This window comes from Maridesulfovibrio frigidus DSM 17176, from assembly GCF_000711735.1.
GTDB lineage: Bacteria > Desulfobacterota > Desulfovibrionia > Desulfovibrionales > Desulfovibrionaceae > Maridesulfovibrio > Maridesulfovibrio frigidus.
This window is the reverse complement of record NZ_JONL01000007.1, coordinates 147,474-166,297: the sequence shown is the minus strand read 5'-3', so window position 1 is coordinate 166,297 and position 18,824 is coordinate 147,474. Positions and strand designations below refer to the sequence as shown.

Here is an 18,824-nt window from a genome sequence, read left to right as displayed (position 1 = left end):
ATTTTTTAAAAAATACAGTAATTTATTATGCAAGTATATTCTGTTTTGTTTTGTAAAACAATGTTGTAATTGTAATATTAATTTGCAATATATTTAAAAAGAGTCGTTTTTATGTGTATTATTCCATTTTACTTCATGAGAACGTCATAATTTGCGTAATTAATAATTTTATGGAGATTACCACAGTATATAATTACAGACAGGTCATTAGAATAGAATGAATGTTTAGTTATTGGTTTTAGTTTGGAATTAATAATCCCGCTTACACTATGTGTGAGCGGAATTTTTGTTTTCTTTTTTATCAATTGCGACACTCCGCGTCAGCGACTGTCGTATATATTGATTAGCCTGTTGTTAGTGGATGTGGCTAATTCTTGCAAAACAATAATTTTGAGAGAATTTAATTGTTAACCATAATAATAGGATTTCTTTATGCTTAGACAAAATGATTATATTTTACAGAGGAAAAAATGGGAAGATTTAAACTCTTCGCTTAGAATGTACGGTACAAGTGAACCTCCCGAAATGCAGCTTGAAAACATGTGGGAAGTGGTTTCGCGTTCGACGGGAGAAAAGCTTGAGATGGTGGAGGTCGATTTTTCGGAATTTTCCTCTTCGGATCGAATGTATCCTTCCATGATGAAGCCTGAGGTTAAAAGACGTTGGGATATGAAAAAGCAGGAATGGGAAGATCAGCTGGATAGGTATAAACGAATTGAGCGGATGGCTCGTGCTGAGTTTTTATTGGATAATCCAGATCTTCCGGTGGCTCAGGATTTAGCTAAGACCAACTATGGAAAGGAACTTGTTAGCGAGCATAGTCATGGGGCCGTACAGCGAAGTCGAACTATGGAACTTGATACTAGAAGAGTTAGTAATCCCGAAACGCATATTTTGAAGGAAGATAGTGGTAAATTATCAAATAATATTGAGCGATTTAGTTCAAAGGTAGATCTTGATAATCTTGAGGGGGCAGAATACTATTGGACAGTTGAACCGAGTAGCGGGGCTTGTGATCATTGTCAAAATAGGGGCGGAGTAGTTTTTAGAGCTGACCCCGGACCTGCGCATCCTAATTGTAGGTGTAAGATTAAAAAGCATGCTGTTTTGCCTAGGAAAGATGATGGGTATAAACATAAAGATAGAGCTGGTCGTCTTAAGAAGGCTTTGCAGCCCAAATTGGATCATTGGGGACGGGTGCATAATAGGTGGCCTGGTAAAGAGTCAGTTTATATTTATCCGATACAAAAAGCTGGCGAGTATATGAAGAGAAATAAATAATAATTAAAATTGGGCCGCATGCCGTAAAGGCATGTCGGTCGTAATGGATATAGCATGACAACTTACGTGAAGATGTTTTTGAAATTTGTGAGAAGCAACTGGTTAGCGGTATTGCTATTGACTGTTTATAATATTTATTGTTTTTCGCAGCCCCCTGAATTGTATAACTCTTTTTACGGACGTCTGTTCTTTATCGCATTTATTCTGGTTTTTTATGAATTAGGCATAAGTAAAAATGTAAGTATCTTGTTGTCATTTATGGGCAGAATTTGTGTTCTCTATTTGGTGCTAATCGGTATTCATTTTTTGGATACATGGCTTGCTCCTCTGTTCATTAATAATGTTTTCGACACATGGCTTATAGAAAAAATGTTGTATGCGATTGATCTTATAAATGGTGTACATCCCATTATTGAAGACGATTTTTCAGAAGAAACTTTTACATGGGTAATTTTTGTAATTTCAGGAGTGATTATTCAGTCCTTCTTATTTGCTTTGTTCTCTTTGCCAATATTTATGGCTGTAAATATGAAATTAGTTAAGTTCAGGACAGTCAAATTTAGTTTGTACAAGTTTCCTATTAAGTTTCTAATTTTGATTATGTTTTTTGCTTTATGCTTTGTTTTTATTGTTATTGCTGCTCACTCGGATAGCAATATATTATATGCTATTTGCGCTATGATACCTGTTACATTTGTCCCGTTGCTCGGATTTGTGATGGGCAAAATTGAATATGATAATGGATTAAAAGAAGAGTCGTATACCTTAAATAATAATTAAGATTTTGTTAACATCGCAGTTCTTTGTACGTTGAGACTTTATATTTCTGCTTGGGCTGAATGTGTTAGAACCTTCCCTCATCTAGCTTACCCCTAAACCAAACAAGAAGCCCGTTTACACTAAGTGTAAACGGGCTTTCATGTGGAGTGCTACGGACCTTTGAAGGTCTGATGCAATAGACTGTAACTTAGGTTACTTTATTCCATCCGGATGACATGAGGAGGATGTACATCCAGTCATTTCAGGGTCATTTCCGAATTCTTTAACGTGACACGATAAGCATGAAGGGCGCTTAGCGTTCAAACGTTTTTTATGCATTGCCTTGAAGTAGGACTTGTAACCTTTCGTTGGCACTGGTGCAAAGTCAGTGTGACAAGTCGAACAGCTAGTTGGAACCTTGGATTTTTTAAGATCGTGGTGACAATCAATACATTCATAGTTCTCATGACTAGTATGATTGAAAGCAACTCCGAGGTCGTCTTTGCTATTGCCTTTGATGAAGTTAATCATAATTTCATCTTGAGGTGCTTCGAGAGCTTCCTCAGCATTAGCTGCCATGGCTATAACCGTCATGCCCATACAGAGTAGGCACACGATGAATAAGTTTTTCATTTTATTTCCTCTTAGTGTGTGTCTGTTTAGGCTTTATTGTTTTTGCCAAGAGCTGCTGACAAAAATCCGCGACGCGAACTCTTTGTCGGAGCAGGTCCGCTAGCCGTCATAATTGTTGTGCGCTGATCAGTCGAAGCTACGAGGTGCTCAGCGTAATTTTCAGGATCTGTTTCACACAGATAAATTACGCGAACATCTTCAGGGTCAGCTAAGAATGCTTTAGGCTTGGTCTTTTTAACTTCAGCCAGACGTTTGTTTGCAAGAGCCAACATATCTTCACGATCACCAAAGTTCATGGTGCCGGTCGGGCAACTCTGTACACAAGATGGGAGCATGCCGATCTTTACGCGATCGATACACATGTCACATTTGTTCCACAATCCTGTTTTAGGATCCTGGCGTGGAACATTGTAAGGACATAGTTCCCAGCTTTCTACGCGGCCTGGTTTGATAACAGCTTTATCTGTCATTTCAACTGCGCCGGTTTCTGCGTCCTGAGTTACTCCGCCAGGTGCGTACATGTTTACCATGTACTTACAAGGTGGCTCAATGCAATGTCTGCACTGCTCAGGGAAGAAGTTCCAGCTCAGTTTACCTTTATCGTCCATTGTTTCATTAAAACGAACAAGACGAATAGTTTTAGATGATAGATCCTGCGGGTTCTGGTGAGAACCCATATTGCGTGTCTTTTCAGCAGGGAGTTTCTTCCACTGCTTGCAAGCCACCTGACAACCGCGACAAGCGGTACAAAGGGTGAGGTCTACGAAAAAGCTTTTACCGTTCATTACTTGTCACCCTCCTTCCACTTACGCAGATTGACCATAAAGGCTTTGTATTCTGGAATACCAGTGTTTGGGTCACCAACGTTCGGGGTAACGATGTTAGCAGAGTCTCCGCCATTAACCGGTGTTACCCAGCCGAAGTGCCAAGGCATTCCGACCATGTGAATCTGTTGTCCCTGAACAAGGTATGGACTAATTCTTTCAGTTACCATTGCGATGGCCCATAGTGAACCACGAAGGCTTTCTACAGTAACTTTATCGCCGTTCTTAATTCCGCGAAGTTCAGCTAGTTCTGGGCTGATTTCTACGAACATCTGTGGCTCGGCTTCAACTAACCATGAACACCAGCGAGTCATTGAACCTGTCTGCCAATGTTCGGTTACACGGTAAGTTGTTCCGACGAATGGGTAGCGAGGATCACATACAGCTTTCTCTTCGCTCTTAATCTGCACAGCTGTTGGGTTGTGCAAACGCTTGGAGAAAGGATGATCTGATACTGGACACTCAAGTGGTTCGTAGTATTCAGGAAGCGGTCCATCAGCACGGCCCGGTCCGAACAGCTGTCCGAAACCATTTTTGCGCATGATAAATGGATGCTTGGTGCCTGGTTTCCAGCCACCATCAGGAACATCACCGACCCATTTGGTACCGTTCCATGCGATAACTGCTTTATCTGGGTTCCAAGGATTACCCTTAGAGTCAACAGAAGCGCGGTTATAGAGGATACGACGGTTAACAGGCCAACACCATGTCCAGTTCGGGAACAAGCCAATTTTTGCCTGCTCTTTAGTCTGGGTGGAGTCGTGACGTTCGGATTTATTACCTTCGTCAGTTACTGAGTTACAGTACAACCAGTTACCAGAGGTAGTGGAACCGTCATCCTGCAAGTATGCAAAACTTGGAACCTGCTGTCCTTTCTTAAAGGTCTTACCCTTTACGACAGTATCTTTGGTGAACCAACCGTTACATAGCTTAGCGGTTTTCTGAGCACTGAACTCGTAGTGACCTTTTTCATTCTTTTCACACATGTTGTTAAAGCTAAGATGTGTGATCGGTTCTGGATATACGCCGCCTTCTTTTTCATAAAGGTGAGCAAGCTCTTCCCAGATTTCGTGGAAGTAGTGACCATCTGTCATTACATCTTCGAAGGTATCTGGTCCTTTATAACGCCACTGCATCCAGCGACCTGAGTTGGAAACGGAACCTTCTTTTTCGATGGCTGATGCACAAGGAATAAAGAATGTTTCAGTTTTGATTTTCTTCGGATCCATGTCAGGACCTTTCCAGAAATCACTTGTTTCACAACGGAAGAGGTTAACGTTAACCATCCAGTCTAGTTTACCGAGAGCTTTACGAGTTTTTACAGCGTCAGAGCTGGAACAAGCTGGGTTCATACCCCAGATTAAAGCACCGGAGAATCCGTCATTGTACATTCTGTCGATTAGTGGAATCCAAGAGTATACACTGGCTTTATGTGAATCGAGACGCGGAAGATACTGGTAAGCATCTGCTGGACTGTCTTCGGAATACATAGCTTTGATAAGACTTGCAGAGTATTTTGGATAATGCTGCCACCAGTTAGCACTTTCTGGATCTTTGCTGACTGGGGTGTATGTTTTATTGTACTGATCAAGTGTGTCCTGACCTGCGAGCGGAGTTTTAAGATATCCTGGAAGGATATGGTAAAGCAAAGCGTAGTCAGTTGAACCCTGAACGTTACACTCACCGCGGAGTGCGTTAACACCACCACCGGCAATACCGATGTTACCGAGCATTAGCTGAATCATAGCCATGGCGCGAATGTTCTGAACCCCAACTGAATGCTGAGTCCAACCCATTGCGTACATGATTGTTCCGGCTTTGCCTTTCACACCTGTGTCTGTGTAAGTCTTGTAAAGCAGTTCCAAATCTTCAGTGGAAACACCGGAGATAGTAGATACTTTTTCAGGAGTGTAACGAGCGTAATGCTTTTTAAGAATATTGAACACACACTGAGGATCTTTGAGTGTCTTATCCTGTTTTGGAATCCCGTCTTCGCCCATTTCGAAAGCCCATTTAGACTTGTCGTATGAGCTAGTTTCTGGATCGAAACCGGAGAATAAGCCATCATTGAATTCGTAGTCTTTACCAACGATAAAAGAAGCGTTGGTGTAGTCGACCATGTATTCTTGGAAGAACTTCTTGTTCTTAATGATGTAATTGATCATACCGCCGAGGACAGCGATATCAGTACCTGAGCGTAAAGCAATATAAGCATCAGATCTAGCTGATGTACGTGTGAAGCGAGGATCGACATGAATAATCTTGCCGCCGCGCTGCTGTGCTTTTACAGCCCATTTAAAAGAAATTGGATGATTTTCGGCAGCATTACTACCCATAATCAAAATACAATCACTGTTCTGGAGATCATTCCAGTGATTTGTCATCGCACCGCGTCCGAACGACTCTACCAGAGCCGCTACTGTTGCGCTGTGTCAGATCCTGGCCTGGTGTTCTACATATACCAGACCTAATGAACGCATGAAGGCGTGCATTGCGTAACATTCTTCATTGTCAAGCGCTGCGGAACCAAGAGAAGCGATACCCATTGTGCGGTTAACGGTCTGTCCCTTAGCATTTTTCTTTTCAAAACTTTTGTCGCGAGAATCTTTGATAAGACGGGCAATGCGTTTCTTACAGAAATCCCAGTCTTTTTCGACGAATTCTTCGCTGTAAGGAGCGCGATACATGAACTTACCCGGACGTTCCGGATTTTCTGTCATCTGAATTGAGCTTGCGCCCTTAGCACAGAGTGAACCTTCATTAATAGGATGATCTGGGTTACCTTCAACATTGAGAGCACGTTTTGTCTCAAGTGAGGTGTTAACTAAAAGACCACAACCAACTGAACAATATGCACAGACTGATGTGGTTTGCTTGGTCCATTTAGGATCAAGAGCTTTAGCCCGATCGACTGCTGGAGCTGCGAATGCTTTGCTGAGTCCGCCAAAGGCAGGAACAGCAGCAAGCCCGGCGGCTGCAACAGTAGTAAGCTTCACAAAATCTCTACGATTCATTCTCATCATCGCTCCTTAAAATTTTGTTTGAGTTATCTTCCACGAATTTCCTGCCCTAGAGTCACTTGCAAATCGTATCCGGATAAACCGATGTAAACTGGGCTGAATTCAGTGTCCCCAAACATTTGAGGAAATGAGGTATATGAATTGTAACATACATTCATTTCCTCAGCTGCTTCAGCGCAAGTTTTAAGCGAAATGCCTAGACCGTTAAAGGGCAATTGAAACGCCATGACCTCAATTGATTTTCTAGAACCATTCAGAATTTTCATGTGTCCATTCATCTCTGATCAGATCTATTTAAGTTAAAAATCATTCAATCCTTCAATTGTTGCTGGAACGGAAGTTGGGAGAAGCTGCGTTTGTAGGTGAAGTTTAGATACAGTACCGTCTGCAAAAATAATAATTACAAGATGTTTCTAATTGGCAAGATGCCCTTTACCTGCAAATAGTTTTTTTCCCTGAACTTAAACTATACACATAGATAAGAAGATAAAAAAAAAACTTGCTTGTTGTGTGACTGACACAACGGCAAGTCGCTGTTATTAATTGAATATAGCGATTTTTAGGGTGTAATTGTTTGATATATTTGTATTATTTGTCGTAAGTGTGTTTTTTGTGACAAGCTTACGATGATGTGTCAAAATATATTATAAGGCTGAACTTGTGTTTTTAACCTTTTAATATACTGATTATATTGACATTATTTGGTGTTATGTCTCTCATTTCTTATTGTGGCAAATAGGACATAATAGCTTTTATGGACAATTATGTAGTGTAGGAAGATACAAAAAAGTATTAAAAAACTCCCGCAAACTAGGGGTTTAGCCGTTTGCGGGAGTTTATTTCAAATCAGTAAATCTGTTTGCTGTAAAGCTTTGCTAGTCCAGTTTTTTTCGAGCAGTGCCTTCTTTATAAAAAGGAAGTTCGCTTTTAGTAGCTTTAAAATCGGTGCGAGCACCTTTTACTACAAATTCTTTAGCCTCGGCGGCGTCAGCCTGAACGTAAGCTAGCGCGATTGAAAATCCGAGAGTAGGGGAGAAGGAGCCACTTGTGACAACTCCAACCTCTTTGCCGTCAAGATGAACTTTATCGCCATGTCTTGCTGAACGACGTCCTTCTATCTTTAAAGGTATAAGCATTTCTTTAACATCGGTGAAAGCATCGTCAGCGAGTACAAAAGAATATCCGCCTTCGCGTGGATTGTGATCTGTATCAAGATCCTGACCGTAAAGCGGGTAGCCCATTTCAAGGCGGAGTGTGTCGCGAGCGCCGAGACCGATCGGTTCGACATCTTCATGTGCAACAAGCTTTTTCCATAGTGATAGAGCTTTATCGGATGGAAGGTAGAATTCGTATCCTAGCTCACCTGTGTAACCTGTTCTGCTGATTAGTAATTTGCATCCATCAAATTCAGTCTGACCGAAATTGAAATATTTTAGATTCTTGAAATCTCGCCCAAAAACGGATTCCAGAACATCGAGAGCAAGTGGCCCCTGCAAATCAATCTTAGCTGTTTCGTAGGAAACGTTTTCAAAATTGACACTTTCCGGCAGGTGGCAATCAATCCAGTTGAAGTCGGTTTCTTCGCGTGATCCATTAATAACGAGCATGTATGAATCTTCTGCAAGGCAATAGATGATTAAGTCATCTAGAACTCCGCCTTCTTCGTCTGTTAAAAATCCATATCTGCATTTACCGGGTGCAAGTGTGTCCAGGTTTTGGGTTACCAGTTTGTTGAGTGCGGCTTTGGCCCCTTCGCCTGAAACAACAAATTCTCCCATATGGCTGATATCAAAGATACCGGCCTTTTCGCGGGTGTGCTTATGTTCAACAATGATGCCTTTATATTGAACGGGCATTTCAAAGCCTGCAAAAGGAACTAGTTTAGCTCCGTTTTCACGATGCCACTCTGTAAGGGGGGTGATGCGTAAAGCTGACAAGGTTTTCTCCGATTTCTTTTTAAAACATTCCGCTTACAACGGTCCCATCTGCATATTGAGTGCGACTCTTACGGATAGATTTGAATTCATCTAAAACAACAACCAGTCGACCATAATACTTTTTAACTTTAAGTCCGTATTCAGTCAGGTCATCATCAGCCCGTTCAATGTATTCGCGCCTGAGATAAGGGTCATTTAAAACCCGCTCTCCAATACTGAGGGTTGTTGCGACCAGCTTGTCAAAATAGTTCACAATTTCGAACTTAAGATCGTTCATAATTGAGTTCATTTCTTCGAGCATGACTAAGTAGCTGACTTTTTTACCGCGGTACACTCTATCCTTGAGATCTTCAAGAATTTTAAGCTTTCTAGCTTGCTGAATGTAACTGTATTTGGACCAAACTTCCTGATATAAATCTGATAAGTCATTAAAAGGTTCGTAGTTATCGGGAGCCAGCAGATAGCTATCAAGAACTTTTACAACGCCCGAATAGAACTCTTCAGAGTAACCGACGATTCTCCGCTGATGCTTTGAAAGCCAAGCAAATAGAAATTTTAATCTTTTTTCGTGAGTTTCAGTATCCTGAATAAGTTCGTTTCGTTTGTAGACAATGTTGCCTGCATACTCACCACGCACAATATCATTAAGTAATAAGGTCATGCTTGTTGCATCTTTAATGATATTAAATTTACCTGAGCATTCGCCTGTGATGGGGTGGATTACTTCTTGTTTATAGACAGACAGAGCGCGATCTTCACGAACGTTTTCCATGTTGAATTTATGCTGCCGATAGCGGACTTTCAAAATTACAACTCTATTTTCTATATCAACAAGGAAGCCGCCTTTTTTGAGTGCGGCGAGTGTTTCTTTGTTGTCACGGCTGACTTTCACTAAAGCTATTTTTTCGACTCGTGGATATTGTTTCGATTTTGGATGTGAAAACAAAGAGGTGATGGTTCTATCTGATTGTCCTAGAACTCTGACCATGAACTTTTCGCCCATTCTAAAAAGACGACGAGCAAAAAGGGCCGATGATGTTCTGCGCTCAGAAACGATAGGAAAACCGTGAAGTTCCATTAAAAATGTATAAACGAAAAGTCTGTTTATTTCATACAGATTATTATCACCCGGTTTAAATTTTCCAATCTTAATACCAAATCTTTTTAGCTCAGTGTCTAGGTCTGACGGCAGTGAACCAAAAACTCCTGAAAGGAAGAATTTACCTGAGTTATCTTGAGCCATGACGTGAGCACGCTCAATTTCAAGAAGGTGAGGAAGAAGGTTTCCATATCCCTCTATGTCGGAAATGTCAGATGTGCCGTATTCGCTTTTAAAGTCTTTGTGGGATCTTTTAGGGAGTCTGCTTTCAAATGATTCAATATTGCTTTTGAGAACCGAACTAACCAGGGGGCAAGAGTTTTCTGTATCCACATCGTCTAAAACGCTAGGGCTATGCAAGATGTCGAATTGGAATATTTCTTGAAAAATATTAAGTGGTCGTTCAAGAGCAACCATACTAAAGCCTGGAAGTTTCTTGTATTCATATAAATCAACTTCGAAGGAGGGGAGTAGCTCACGAGCTTCTACAAGAGGGTAATCTCCGTAATTTTCGAAGTAAGGGCGTAATAGGCAGTTTTTTATATGGACATGATTAAGGTAGACCCTAAGACCTTCTATCGTTTTAAGGTCATAGAGATTTCCACCATTCCTGGCTACCTCTTCAGGACTTTCACCTACATATTGGGAAAAAGCTTTCTTCCACATATATAACCCTACAGAATAACGAAGGTTTGAAAACTTATCCGCATCGGAGATTACACAAAATAAACGGATGTAATAATTATGTTTTATTTATTATATCGAACTGCTGTGAATTACAATGAATTTTTTCTAGATTTTGTATAGAAAATATCATTTGTTTCAAACAAACGTTAATAATTTAAATTATACCTCTTAATTTTAATTTAATCTCATTTAGGTAATTAAATCAAGAACCAGAGGTGTTTTATTAGGAAAAAATACATAAACTAAAAGCTGAACTTATTGACCGCCATGCCGCTTTCAAATAAGACTTGTACGGATTCGGTTTAATCGAGAAATAATCTATCGTAATTTATATAATAAGGGTGAAAAGCTTTGAGTCTTGAGAATTGCAGTAATAAAGTTAATAATGCTAAGAATTGTCCGTGTACTTACACTAATTGTGATAAGCACGGTCTTTGTTGTGATTGTGTGCAGTATCACCGTAAAAAAGATCAACTCCCGGCTTGTTATTTTACAGCGGAACAGGAAAAGACTTATAATCGAAACATCGATTTCTTCATCGAGTGCAGGACCAAGTAAAAATGCCTAGAAACGAAATGTTAATTAATATTCTCAGCATTGTTTGTAATGTATTTGAGGCACATACAGTTGTTTTGTATTTACCTGACGGTCAGCATGGATATGCTCTGTCTACCTTTTTTAGTCTTGGTGATGATGTTAACTCAATAGGAAGTCCGCTACAGAAAAAGAGTCTGTCTGGTATTGTTATCGCTAAAAATGAGCCTCTTTTTATCAACAATATGGATAGGAAGGGAGCTACATCTCTCGGTTACTATGGTTCTAAAGAAGATGGTAAGATTAAAGCATTCATGGGAACCCCCCTTGATCAGAATCTCGGGGTAATATGTCTCGACAGTAAGCGCACATACTCTTTTAGCACTAAAGATTTAAAAATTCTTTCACAGTTTGGAAAGATGATTACATCTATGATGGGCTGTATCCGTTCTGCAGACGCAGAAGGGAAAAAGAATGAATATTTCATGACTCTTAAGCTGCTGCATGATTTGCGTAAACGTCAACCTAAGTGGGATGCTTTTCTTAATAATCTCTTAGGGATGATCGCAGGTACAAGCGGATATTCTCATACTTTTCTTACAGTAATTGATCAAAGAGGATCGTCCTTTTATGTGGAAGGCGAGAACGAGCCTATCTTGCAGAAGGGCAACTCTAAATCAATAGCTTTTCCAGTTGGAAGTGGTCTTGTAGGCTGGGTTTATAAAAATCAGGAAGCTATTTTTATTGACGAAAACAGTCAGGGACAGGCAAGCTCAAGTTTGCTTGGAGCAAGTGCTACCACTAGGGAATTCTTGAGTGTAATATGTCTTCCTCTTGTTTTTCAGAAGAAGACACGGGGTGTACTTGTTTTGGCGAATAGTGAACCCATGGGAATATCAGAAGATTTAAAAGACTTTTTGTTTATGGTTTCTGAATATCTCTCTCAGTTTCTTGAAAATCTTTTACTGAAAAGTCGACTTGCTGAAGCGAGGACAGCCTTGCAGAAAGCTAATCCGGCTAAAACAAATCCTATTTTAATGAATGATAATTAACCCCTTCACGTAAGAGGCTTTTATATATGTTATGGGCTAGATTAATGAGCTTTTTGGGCAAAGACCTTGCGATGGATCTCGGTACTGCCAACACTTTGCTTTACACTCCCAAAGACGGAATCGTATTAAATGAACCGTCTGTTGTTGCGCTTGATGCCCGTGACGAATCCGTTATTGCTGTCGGTAAAGAAGCCAAAGATTATCTCGGAAGAACTCCTGATAAAATTAAAGCTATTCGCCCGATGAAAGACGGGGTTATCGCTGATTTTGAAGTTACTAAAAAAATGATTTCTTTTTTTATTCAGAAAGTTATCAATAAACGTAACTTGGTTAAGCCAAAAATTATTATTTGCGTTCCGACAGGCATTACTCAGGTTGAAAAGCGTGCTGTTATTGAATCAGGTCAGCAGGCCGGCGCCAGAGAAGTCCGCTTAATTGAGGAACCTATGGCCGCGGCAATCGGTGCTGGGCTGAATATTCATGAGCCTGAAGGGAACATGGTTGTTGATATCGGTGGTGGTACGACTGAAGTCGCAGTCATTACTCTTTCATCCATTGCGCACAGTCAGTCCGTGCGTGTTGCGGGCGATGAAATGAACTTGGCAATTATGCGCTATATGCAGGATGAATTTAAATTGTTGATCGGTGAAAATACTGCTGAGCGCGCTAAGATTACTGTGGGCTCTGCTATTGAACTTCCCGAAACGCTGAGAATGACTGTTTCCGGTAGAAATTTGCTTGATGGAAAGCCTAAAGCAATTGAAATTACCGACGCACACGTTAGAGAAGCTATTGCTGACCCTGTTGCTGCAATTGTACATTCTGTAAGGGTCGCGCTTGAGCACACTCAGCCGGAACTGGTTAGCGATATAGCTACTAACGGGCTGCTACTTGCTGGTGGTGGAGCACTTCTTAAGGGGCTTGATGTTCTCATAAGTCGCGAAAGTTCTCTAAAAGTCATCATCGACAGCGACCCGCTGACCACTGTTGTCAGGGGAACAGGGCTTAGCCTCCAAAAAGATAAAGGCTTTGATAAAGTCTACATCAACTAATTTTTATAAGTATATTTATGAACTCTATCCTAGATAAAGCGTCCAAAATTGTTCTTGAGGCCGGTAGTATAATTCAAGAAGGGTGGAAGAAACCTAAGAATATCAAGCATAAAGGTCGTATTGATCTCGTAACTGAGACCGATCTTGCTGTTGAATTATTTCTTAAAGAAGAACTTTCAAAAATACTTCCCGGGTCAGCTTTTCTAGCTGAAGAAACAGCTGGTGATGCGAAGCTTGTTGACCGGACATGGATAATTGATCCTATTGATGGAACAACTAATTTCGCGCACGGTTTGCCAATGGTTGCGACTTCTGTTGCGCTTTGGATAGATGGAGAGGTTTCTCTAGGTATTATTAATCTACCTATCATGAATGAGATCTTTACCGCTGTTAAAGGTGGCGGCGCTCACATGAATGCTGACGAAATTCATGTCTCAGATTGCGCTGGTATGGAAGAATCTCTCATCGCTACGGGTTTTCCTTACGCCATTGAAGATCATGTGGATTTTATTACCAAAGCACTGAATAAGGTGTTGCTCAGCACTCAGGGAGTGCGCAGGCCTGGGGCTGCGGCTTTAGATTTGGCATATCTTGCTTGTGGTCGGTACGATGGTTTTTACGAGAATGCTTTAAGGCCGTGGGATACTGCTGCCGGATGGGTGCTTGTGGAAGAGGCAGGAGGGACTGTTACAGATTACGAAAACGGTGCATTTAACCTTTATTCTCCGCATATTCTTGCTACAAACTCAAAACTTCATGATTCTCTCGGAAAAATATTAAGATCCTGTCTGTAAACCTTATTTCATTTTGTAGAGCATTTCTAACTCATGTAAAAATACGAGGGTCGGAGTAAGCAGTTCGCGGCACTCTCTTATCAGCCAATCGAGTTCATTTGCTGAGTAATAGTAGCCCCGTTCCACTTCATCTGGATTGGGAGTTGAAACGACGTTCATTTTAGCAAGAATATATATGGTTATGAACTCATAGCCCGTTTCAGATGAAGCTTCTATCTTGTCGAGTTCTTTAATCTTCGCATTTTGTATTCCTAGTTCTGTCCACAAAACTCTATGAGCCGCATCTTTCCTTGATTCTGTTACAAACACATGTCCGCTAGTTGAAACGTCCCAGCGTGAAGGGTATTGTTTTTTTGTGGAGCTTCTTTTTTGCAGATAAAGTTCTCCACTGCTATCATATAGTAAGACGATGACCGAGCGATGCTTTAGTGACTGTCTGTGCGCTTCGGCAATGTTCATCCTTGCCAGCGGACGGTCGGAATCGTCGACAACTTCGACATAATTTATTTTATTCTTCACTTTTTCCTAATTACCATCAGATTTTTATGCCACTCGTTCTTCCAATTCAACTGAATTGTGTGTAAAAGAATCGAGTTGACGCTAATTACGAACTCCACACTCTAGTCATCTTTACTGACAGATAGTTTACAATATGAAAAGCACAGAAGTCACATCTTGTTGCGAGATAGTTGAACTTGGGCTTGAGTCTCTTAATGAATTAAGGGCTCTTGAGCAGACTTGTTTTGATTATTCGTGGAGTGAGGAGCAGTTCAGGCTCGGCCTCGAAAGAAGGGCTTTTTATATTTTTGGTTACGTCCTAGAAGGGCTTCTTGTCGGTTATCTCGCTTATTCTAGAGTGTTAGACGAGATGGAAGTTTTAAATCTAGGTGTTCACCCCGATTTTAGAAGAAAGGGAATAGCTCGAGAGCTAATGCAGGCTTTGATTAAGCAAAGTAAAGAGACCGAAGTTAGAAAAGGTCTTTTGGATGTAAAAAGGTCAAATTTTCCTGCCATAGCTCTTTATGAGAGTTTAGGGTTTAGGCAGGTCGGGGTTCGGAAGAAATATTACCCTGACACTAAAGAAGATGCGCTTCTTTATGATCTTGAAATTTAGATTGTTTGTTTAAGTTTATAATATAAATTGCTAAAGCACGGAGTGAACATGCGCTTCATTAATCAACTTGATATTACCGGTAAAAAGCTTCTCATCAGAGTGGACTTTAATGTTCCTCTTGATGGTGAAACAATTACTGACGACAACCGCATCAAAGCTGGAGTGCCTACTATCAAGTATGCTCTTGAAAAGGGCGCTGCGGTTATAGTCATGGCTCATCTTGGAAAGCCTAAAGGTGAAAAGGTGGTCAAGTATAGTCTCAAACCTGTGGCTAAGCGCCTAGGTGAATATCTTGGGCTGGAAGTTGTTCTGGCTCCTGATTGTGTTGGTCCTGAAGTGGAAAAGATGGCTGCTGCGCTCAAACCGGGACAGGTTCTCATGCTTGAGAACCTCCGTTACCATCCCGAAGAGCAGGGCAAGACTCCCGAAGAAAGGGGCGATTTTGGCGCGAAACTGGCTTCGCTCGCAGATATATATGTGAATGATGCTTTTGGAGTTGCTCATAGGCCTAATGCCTCTGTTGTGGATGTTCCTTATTCCGCTAAACAGTGTTGTGCTGGTTTTTTGCTTAAGCTTGAATGGGAAAACCTCGGCGAAGCTCTTAAAGCTCCTAAGAAGCCTTATATTGCGATTTCCGGTGGCGCTAAAGTTTCAACGAAGCTCGGTATCCTTAATAATCTGATCGGCAAGGTTGATCACTTTATTATCGGCGGGGCAATGGCGAATACTTTTCTGCTTGCACAGGGCAAGAATGTCGGTAAATCTTTAGTCGAAGACAGTCTTGTCGATACCGCCCGTGAAATTATGACCAAAGCTGCCGCGTCTGGTACAGATTTGCATCTTCCAGAAGACTTTGTATGGGGCGTAAATACTGATGAAGCTTCTGGTATCTGTACCGGGGATAATGTCCCTGAAAATGGAATGCTTCTTGATATCGGGCCTGTTACCGCTCAAAAATTTTGTGATGTTATTTCAGAAGCTCAGACAATAGTATGGAACGGTCCTATGGGACTTTTTGAGAAGCCGGCTTTTGCCGAGGGTTCGATGAAAGTTTGCAAAGCTATGGCCGAGTCTGACGGCACGACCATCGTTGGAGGGGGAGATACCGATGCAGTTGTTCACAAGGCTGGACTGCAAGACGACTTCACCTTTATATCCACAGGAGGCGGTTCATTCCTCGAGTTTCTCGAAGGGAAAGAACTTCCTGCCTTCAAAGCCTTGAAGGAGAATTTGGATAAATGAAAAAATTGATGGCCGCTAACTGGAAAATGTACAAAACCCGTGCGGAAGCAAAAGCTACCGCTGAGGATTTTATTTCTAGAATTGATGGTAAACTACCCGCAGACAGAGAAGTTCTCATTGCTGCCCCCTTTACTGCTCTTGAAAGCGTAGGGACTGTGCTCGCTGGAAGGGATGGCTGCCACCTGTGTGCCGAAAACATGTATCCGGCCGAGGAAGGGGCATTTACCGGCGAAATATCACCGGAAATGCTAAAAGATGTCGGATGCGGGTTCTCCTTAGCTGGACATTCCGAGCGTAGGCACGTTATGGGTGAGTCCAGCGAATTTGTTGGTAAAAAAGTTGCGTTCGGATTAAATGCCGGACTTTCCATGATTCTTTGCATTGGTGAAACCATCGAGCAGAGAAAAGCTGGAAAAGTTCAGCAGATTATTGATGAACAGCTTGAAGCCGGACTTGCAGAAATGCCAGCCGAATTTTCGCCAGAATCGATTGTAATTGCCTATGAACCTGTCTGGGCGATTGGTACTGGAGAAGTGGCTGGAACGGAAGAAATTGTCGAAGCTCATGGTTTTGTTAGAAAAAAGCTAAAAAATATTTTTCCTAAAAAAGCTAGTGAAATCAGAATCTTATATGGTGGAAGTGTTAAACCTGCCAACTGCGCTCAGATTATATCGCTTGACAATGTCGACGGTGTATTGGTAGGAGGCGCGAGCTTGGACGGCGAAAGTTTCAGCCAGATTGCTCTGGCATAAATGAATCAGCCATAAGCTTGATTAAAAAAAAAGGAAAAAAAAGCTTTGCAAACGCTAGTAATTACAGTACACGTTATCGCCTGCATCTTCTTGATTATCTTCGTTCTTTTACAGAGCGGTAAAGAAGATATGGGTGTTATATTCGGCGGAGGAAGTGGCTCAGTTTTCGGTAGCACCGGAGCTGGTGGAGTTCTAGTTAAGATTACTGCTTTTCTTGCAGCAGTCTTTTTGATCACATCACTCAGCTACAACGTCATTTCTGGAAATAAAGTTTCTGATGATTCTATCATGCTTCAGGGTGACACAATTGTTACTCCGATGCCAGAAGGCGAAAAACCAGTGGTTACTTTCGAAAACCCAGCTGGCGAAACCGAAGTAAAAAAATAGTATTAGTTAGCCCTCAAATAGTTCTTTGATAATATAGGTTCAGATTTTTCAGAGCCGAGGTGGTGGAATTGGTAGACACGCTAGCTTGAGGGGCTAGTGGAAGAAATTCCGTGGGGGTTCGAGTCCCCCCCTCGGCACCATCTGAAAAATATGTTTAGACGATAAGTCTAAATATTCTGGACAATTATTTGCAAAAACATCTTGCAAATAAATTCAAATCTCGGTAAACCCTCTATTACCGAAACGGTTGCAGACGTTCATCCCTCTAAGTCGCATCGTTCTTTGAATAAATTCACCTCAGCCGAGGTGGTGGAATTGGTAGACACGCTAGCTTGAGGGGCTAGTGGAAGAGATTCCGTGGGGGTTCGAGTCCCCCCCTCGGCACCATGAGTGCATAAAAAGCCGCAGCTTGCAAAAGCTGCGGCTTTTTTGTGTTCTTTGGAATGAGTGTGGTTGTTAAAAAACTATGCAGCTTTATCTTTAGTAATGGGAACTAAAACCATAAAACAAATGCCCACAATAAATGTTAAAATTGCTGCTGACATTAGGAAAAAGTTGTAACCGGTTTTTTCTACGATGCGGCTACCCATGAATGGGCCGAAAAAAGATCCGCAATGGATAGTTAGAACCATCATATTTGCATTGAAAGCTCGAAATTTAGAATCACTGCTTAGATATAGCAATGCATTAAGTGGTGGAGTGCAGAGTCCCATTCCCAGTCCGAACATGACCGCCATAGGTATAAGCCATTTCGCGTCATTAAGCATTATGAGTGTTGCCAGACTTGCACTAGTGATGAGCATTGCCGTGGTTATCAAAATCTTAGGATTAGTCAAATTGAAAATATTGTTCGCTCCCAAACGAATAGCGATCATGACACCCATTTGAACGGTAAAATATATGCCGGAATTTTTGATACCTCTGGAAAGCGCAAAGTTTTGGAACAAAAAGAAAACGCTAGTGAAGACCATGAAGTAAAAAAAGTTGGTCAACAGGGCGCCCATAATGGTCGGTGTAAGCAGATTGGAAAAAGAATCCTTTGCGCCCAATCGGTTAAGCTTGGATGCATTCACGTCTTGCGAAACTATTTTTTTTCTAAGATACAGTACCGCGAAACTTACTGGCAGCATAAGCCACGCTGTTCCGGCATAGAGCCAGGTTGAATCTTTCACATATGGCATAAGAATATCTGATAGGAGGGGCAATAGTGAGTATGGCAGTAGGAGGGCGGCCGAATATATACTAAAAGCAGACCCTTCTTTTCCTTTGGGGATGATCGACACAAGTAGCGCTGTGCACGGGGCAAATAGAAAGAAGCCCCCAATTCCTTGCATAAGTCTCAGTGTAGCCAGTCCCCCGAAGGAATCAACGAACAAAAAACCATTGCCGCTGACGAACATCAAAACAATCCCGAGAGTCATGGCTTTGAAAGCGTTATCTCTTCTGATGTAGCTAGACATGAATCCGTACATGATCATGCCTGCCATGGCATAAAGTCCAATAATTAAGCCAGACTTACTATCTGTAAAACCCATACCCAGCAAATAAACATGCAGACTGAAGTAAACAGCCGCATTACAAACAATCAGAAATACAATCCCGCAGATTAAAAGAAAGCTTGTCGTAATAAGTGAATTTTTATTCATAGTGCGTATTC

The 18,824-nt window shown here is 41.4% G+C and carries 18 protein-coding genes and 2 tRNA genes; 12 read left to right on the top strand and 8 right to left on the bottom strand.

The features are described from left to right. Positions 1–432 precede the first annotated feature (432 nt). The gene (locus tag BR06_RS0114330) at positions 433–1,281 is read left to right on the top strand and encodes a hypothetical protein (protein ID WP_031484236.1); all 849 of its coding nucleotides are present in this window, start codon (positions 433–435) and stop codon (positions 1,279–1,281) included. Positions 1,282–1,335: 54 nt separating this feature from the next. Beyond that, positions 1,336–2,061: a hypothetical protein gene (locus tag BR06_RS0114325; RefSeq protein WP_031484233.1), complete on the top strand. Its 726-nt coding sequence runs from the start codon at positions 1,336–1,338 to the stop codon at positions 2,059–2,061. Between the two features lie 192 nt (positions 2,062–2,253). On the opposite strand, the gene BR06_RS0114320 is transcribed toward BR06_RS0114325, so the two are convergent. From BR06_RS0114320 to BR06_RS0114290, 6 genes are all read right to left on the bottom strand, one after another. Continuing rightward, complete coding sequence (locus BR06_RS0114320) at positions 2,254–2,673, bottom strand: cytochrome c3 family protein (protein WP_031484230.1); 420 nt, start codon at positions 2,671–2,673, stop codon at positions 2,254–2,256. A 26-nt stretch (positions 2,674–2,699) separates the two neighbouring features. Continuing rightward, positions 2,700–3,458, bottom strand: a complete 759-nt coding sequence (locus BR06_RS0114315; protein WP_031484229.1) for a 4Fe-4S dicluster domain-containing protein — start codon at positions 3,456–3,458, stop codon at positions 2,700–2,702. After that, positions 3,458–6,517, bottom strand: a complete 3,060-nt coding sequence (gene fdnG / locus BR06_RS0114310; RefSeq protein WP_156952714.1) for a formate dehydrogenase-N subunit alpha — start codon at positions 6,515–6,517, stop codon at positions 3,458–3,460. The genes BR06_RS0114315 and fdnG overlap by 1 nt, the downstream gene beginning before the upstream one ends. Positions 6,518–6,543: 26 nt before the next feature. After that, complete coding sequence (locus BR06_RS0114300) at positions 6,544–6,783, bottom strand: hypothetical protein (protein ID WP_031484223.1); 240 nt, start codon at positions 6,781–6,783, stop codon at positions 6,544–6,546. Positions 6,784–7,392: 609 nt separating this feature from the next. Next, positions 7,393–8,454, bottom strand: a complete 1,062-nt coding sequence (gene gcvT / locus BR06_RS0114295) for a glycine cleavage system aminomethyltransferase GcvT (RefSeq protein ID WP_031484221.1) — start codon at positions 8,452–8,454, stop codon at positions 7,393–7,395. A 19-nt stretch (positions 8,455–8,473) separates the two neighbouring features. Then, complete coding sequence (locus BR06_RS0114290; protein WP_031484220.1) at positions 8,474–10,219, bottom strand: hypothetical protein; 1,746 nt, start codon at positions 10,217–10,219, stop codon at positions 8,474–8,476. A 372-nt stretch (positions 10,220–10,591) separates the two neighbouring features. Here BR06_RS0114290 and BR06_RS20765 point away from each other — a divergent pair, with 372 nt between their 5' ends. The 4 genes from BR06_RS20765 to BR06_RS0114275 are packed head-to-tail and all read left to right on the top strand — an operon-like array spanning position 10,592 to position 13,672. Further along, entirely contained in the window at positions 10,592–10,798 is a 207-nt protein-coding gene (locus tag BR06_RS20765; RefSeq protein ID WP_084154161.1) for a DUF6485 family protein, read from the top strand. Between the two features lie 2 nt (positions 10,799–10,800). Continuing rightward, a complete protein-coding gene (locus BR06_RS0114285) occupies positions 10,801–11,826 on the top strand; it encodes a GAF domain-containing protein (protein WP_031484218.1) in 1,026 nt (341 codons plus the stop codon). Positions 11,827–11,852: 26 nt separating this feature from the next. After that, on the top strand, positions 11,853–12,878 hold the full coding sequence (gene mreB / locus BR06_RS0114280) for a rod shape-determining protein (protein WP_031484216.1): 1,026 nt from the start codon (positions 11,853–11,855) through the stop codon (positions 12,876–12,878). A 17-nt stretch (positions 12,879–12,895) separates the two neighbouring features. Beyond that, positions 12,896–13,672, top strand: a complete 777-nt coding sequence (locus BR06_RS0114275; RefSeq protein ID WP_031484215.1) for an inositol monophosphatase family protein — start codon at positions 12,896–12,898, stop codon at positions 13,670–13,672. A 3-nt stretch (positions 13,673–13,675) separates the two neighbouring features. On the opposite strand, the gene BR06_RS0114270 is transcribed toward BR06_RS0114275, so the two are convergent. Then, positions 13,676–14,191: an NUDIX hydrolase gene (locus BR06_RS0114270; protein ID WP_031484213.1), complete on the bottom strand. Its 516-nt coding sequence runs from the start codon at positions 14,189–14,191 to the stop codon at positions 13,676–13,678. 133 nt (positions 14,192–14,324) lie between these two features. On the opposite strand from BR06_RS0114270, the gene rimI reads away from it, so the two are divergent. From rimI to BR06_RS0114240, 6 genes are all read left to right on the top strand, one after another. Beyond that, positions 14,325–14,786 (top strand): ribosomal protein S18-alanine N-acetyltransferase, encoded by a 462-nt coding sequence (rimI, locus tag BR06_RS0114265; protein ID WP_031484211.1) that lies wholly within the window; start codon positions 14,325–14,327, stop codon positions 14,784–14,786. Between the two features lie 48 nt (positions 14,787–14,834). Beyond that, on the top strand, positions 14,835–16,028 hold the full coding sequence (locus BR06_RS0114260) for a phosphoglycerate kinase (protein ID WP_031484209.1): 1,194 nt from the start codon (positions 14,835–14,837) through the stop codon (positions 16,026–16,028). Next, entirely contained in the window at positions 16,025–16,780 is a 756-nt protein-coding gene (gene tpiA / locus BR06_RS0114255; protein WP_031484207.1) for a triose-phosphate isomerase, read from the top strand. The genes BR06_RS0114260 and tpiA overlap by 4 nt, the downstream gene beginning before the upstream one ends. A gap of 45 nt (positions 16,781–16,825) precedes the next feature. Then, positions 16,826–17,167: a preprotein translocase subunit SecG gene (gene secG / locus BR06_RS0114250; protein WP_031484206.1), complete on the top strand. Its 342-nt coding sequence runs from the start codon at positions 16,826–16,828 to the stop codon at positions 17,165–17,167. 53 nt (positions 17,168–17,220) lie between these two features. Continuing rightward, positions 17,221–17,307: transfer RNA gene (locus BR06_RS0114245), tRNA-Leu, on the top strand. Between the two features lie 160 nt (positions 17,308–17,467). Further along, positions 17,468–17,554, top strand: a tRNA-Leu gene (locus tag BR06_RS0114240). Between the two features lie 77 nt (positions 17,555–17,631). On the opposite strand, the gene BR06_RS0114235 is transcribed toward BR06_RS0114240, so the two are convergent. Beyond that, positions 17,632–18,813, bottom strand: a complete 1,182-nt coding sequence (locus tag BR06_RS0114235) for an MFS transporter (RefSeq protein WP_031484205.1) — start codon at positions 18,811–18,813, stop codon at positions 17,632–17,634. Positions 18,814–18,824 lie beyond the last annotated feature (11 nt).

Bases quoted from the DNA above. Each gene is read 5' to 3' on its own strand.
- BR06_RS0114315 (WP_031484229.1), bottom strand. From the start codon at position 3,458: ATGAACGGTAAAAGCTTTTTCGTAGACCTCACCCTTTGTACCGCTTGT.
- BR06_RS0114275 (WP_031484215.1), top strand. From the start codon at position 12,896: ATGAACTCTATCCTAGATAAAGCGTCCAAAATTGTTCTTGAGGCCGGT.
- BR06_RS0114300 (WP_031484223.1), bottom strand. From the start codon at position 6,783: ATGAAAATTCTGAATGGTTCTAGAAAATCAATTGAGGTCATGGCGTTT.
- BR06_RS0114330 (WP_031484236.1), top strand. From the start codon at position 433: ATGCTTAGACAAAATGATTATATTTTACAGAGGAAAAAATGGGAAGAT.
- mreB (WP_031484216.1), top strand. From the start codon at position 11,853: ATGTTATGGGCTAGATTAATGAGCTTTTTGGGCAAAGACCTTGCGATG.
- BR06_RS0114260 (WP_031484209.1), top strand. From the start codon at position 14,835: ATGCGCTTCATTAATCAACTTGATATTACCGGTAAAAAGCTTCTCATC.
- rimI (WP_031484211.1), top strand. From the start codon at position 14,325: ATGAAAAGCACAGAAGTCACATCTTGTTGCGAGATAGTTGAACTTGGG.
- BR06_RS0114320 (WP_031484230.1), bottom strand. From the start codon at position 2,673: ATGAAAAACTTATTCATCGTGTGCCTACTCTGTATGGGCATGACGGTT.
- BR06_RS0114285 (WP_031484218.1), top strand. From the start codon at position 10,801: ATGCCTAGAAACGAAATGTTAATTAATATTCTCAGCATTGTTTGTAAT.
- BR06_RS0114290 (WP_031484220.1), bottom strand. From the start codon at position 10,219: ATGTGGAAGAAAGCTTTTTCCCAATATGTAGGTGAAAGTCCTGAAGAG.
- tpiA (WP_031484207.1), top strand. From the start codon at position 16,025: ATGAAAAAATTGATGGCCGCTAACTGGAAAATGTACAAAACCCGTGCG.
- BR06_RS0114325 (WP_031484233.1), top strand. From the start codon at position 1,336: ATGACAACTTACGTGAAGATGTTTTTGAAATTTGTGAGAAGCAACTGG.
- BR06_RS0114235 (WP_031484205.1), bottom strand. From the start codon at position 18,813: ATGAATAAAAATTCACTTATTACGACAAGCTTTCTTTTAATCTGCGGG.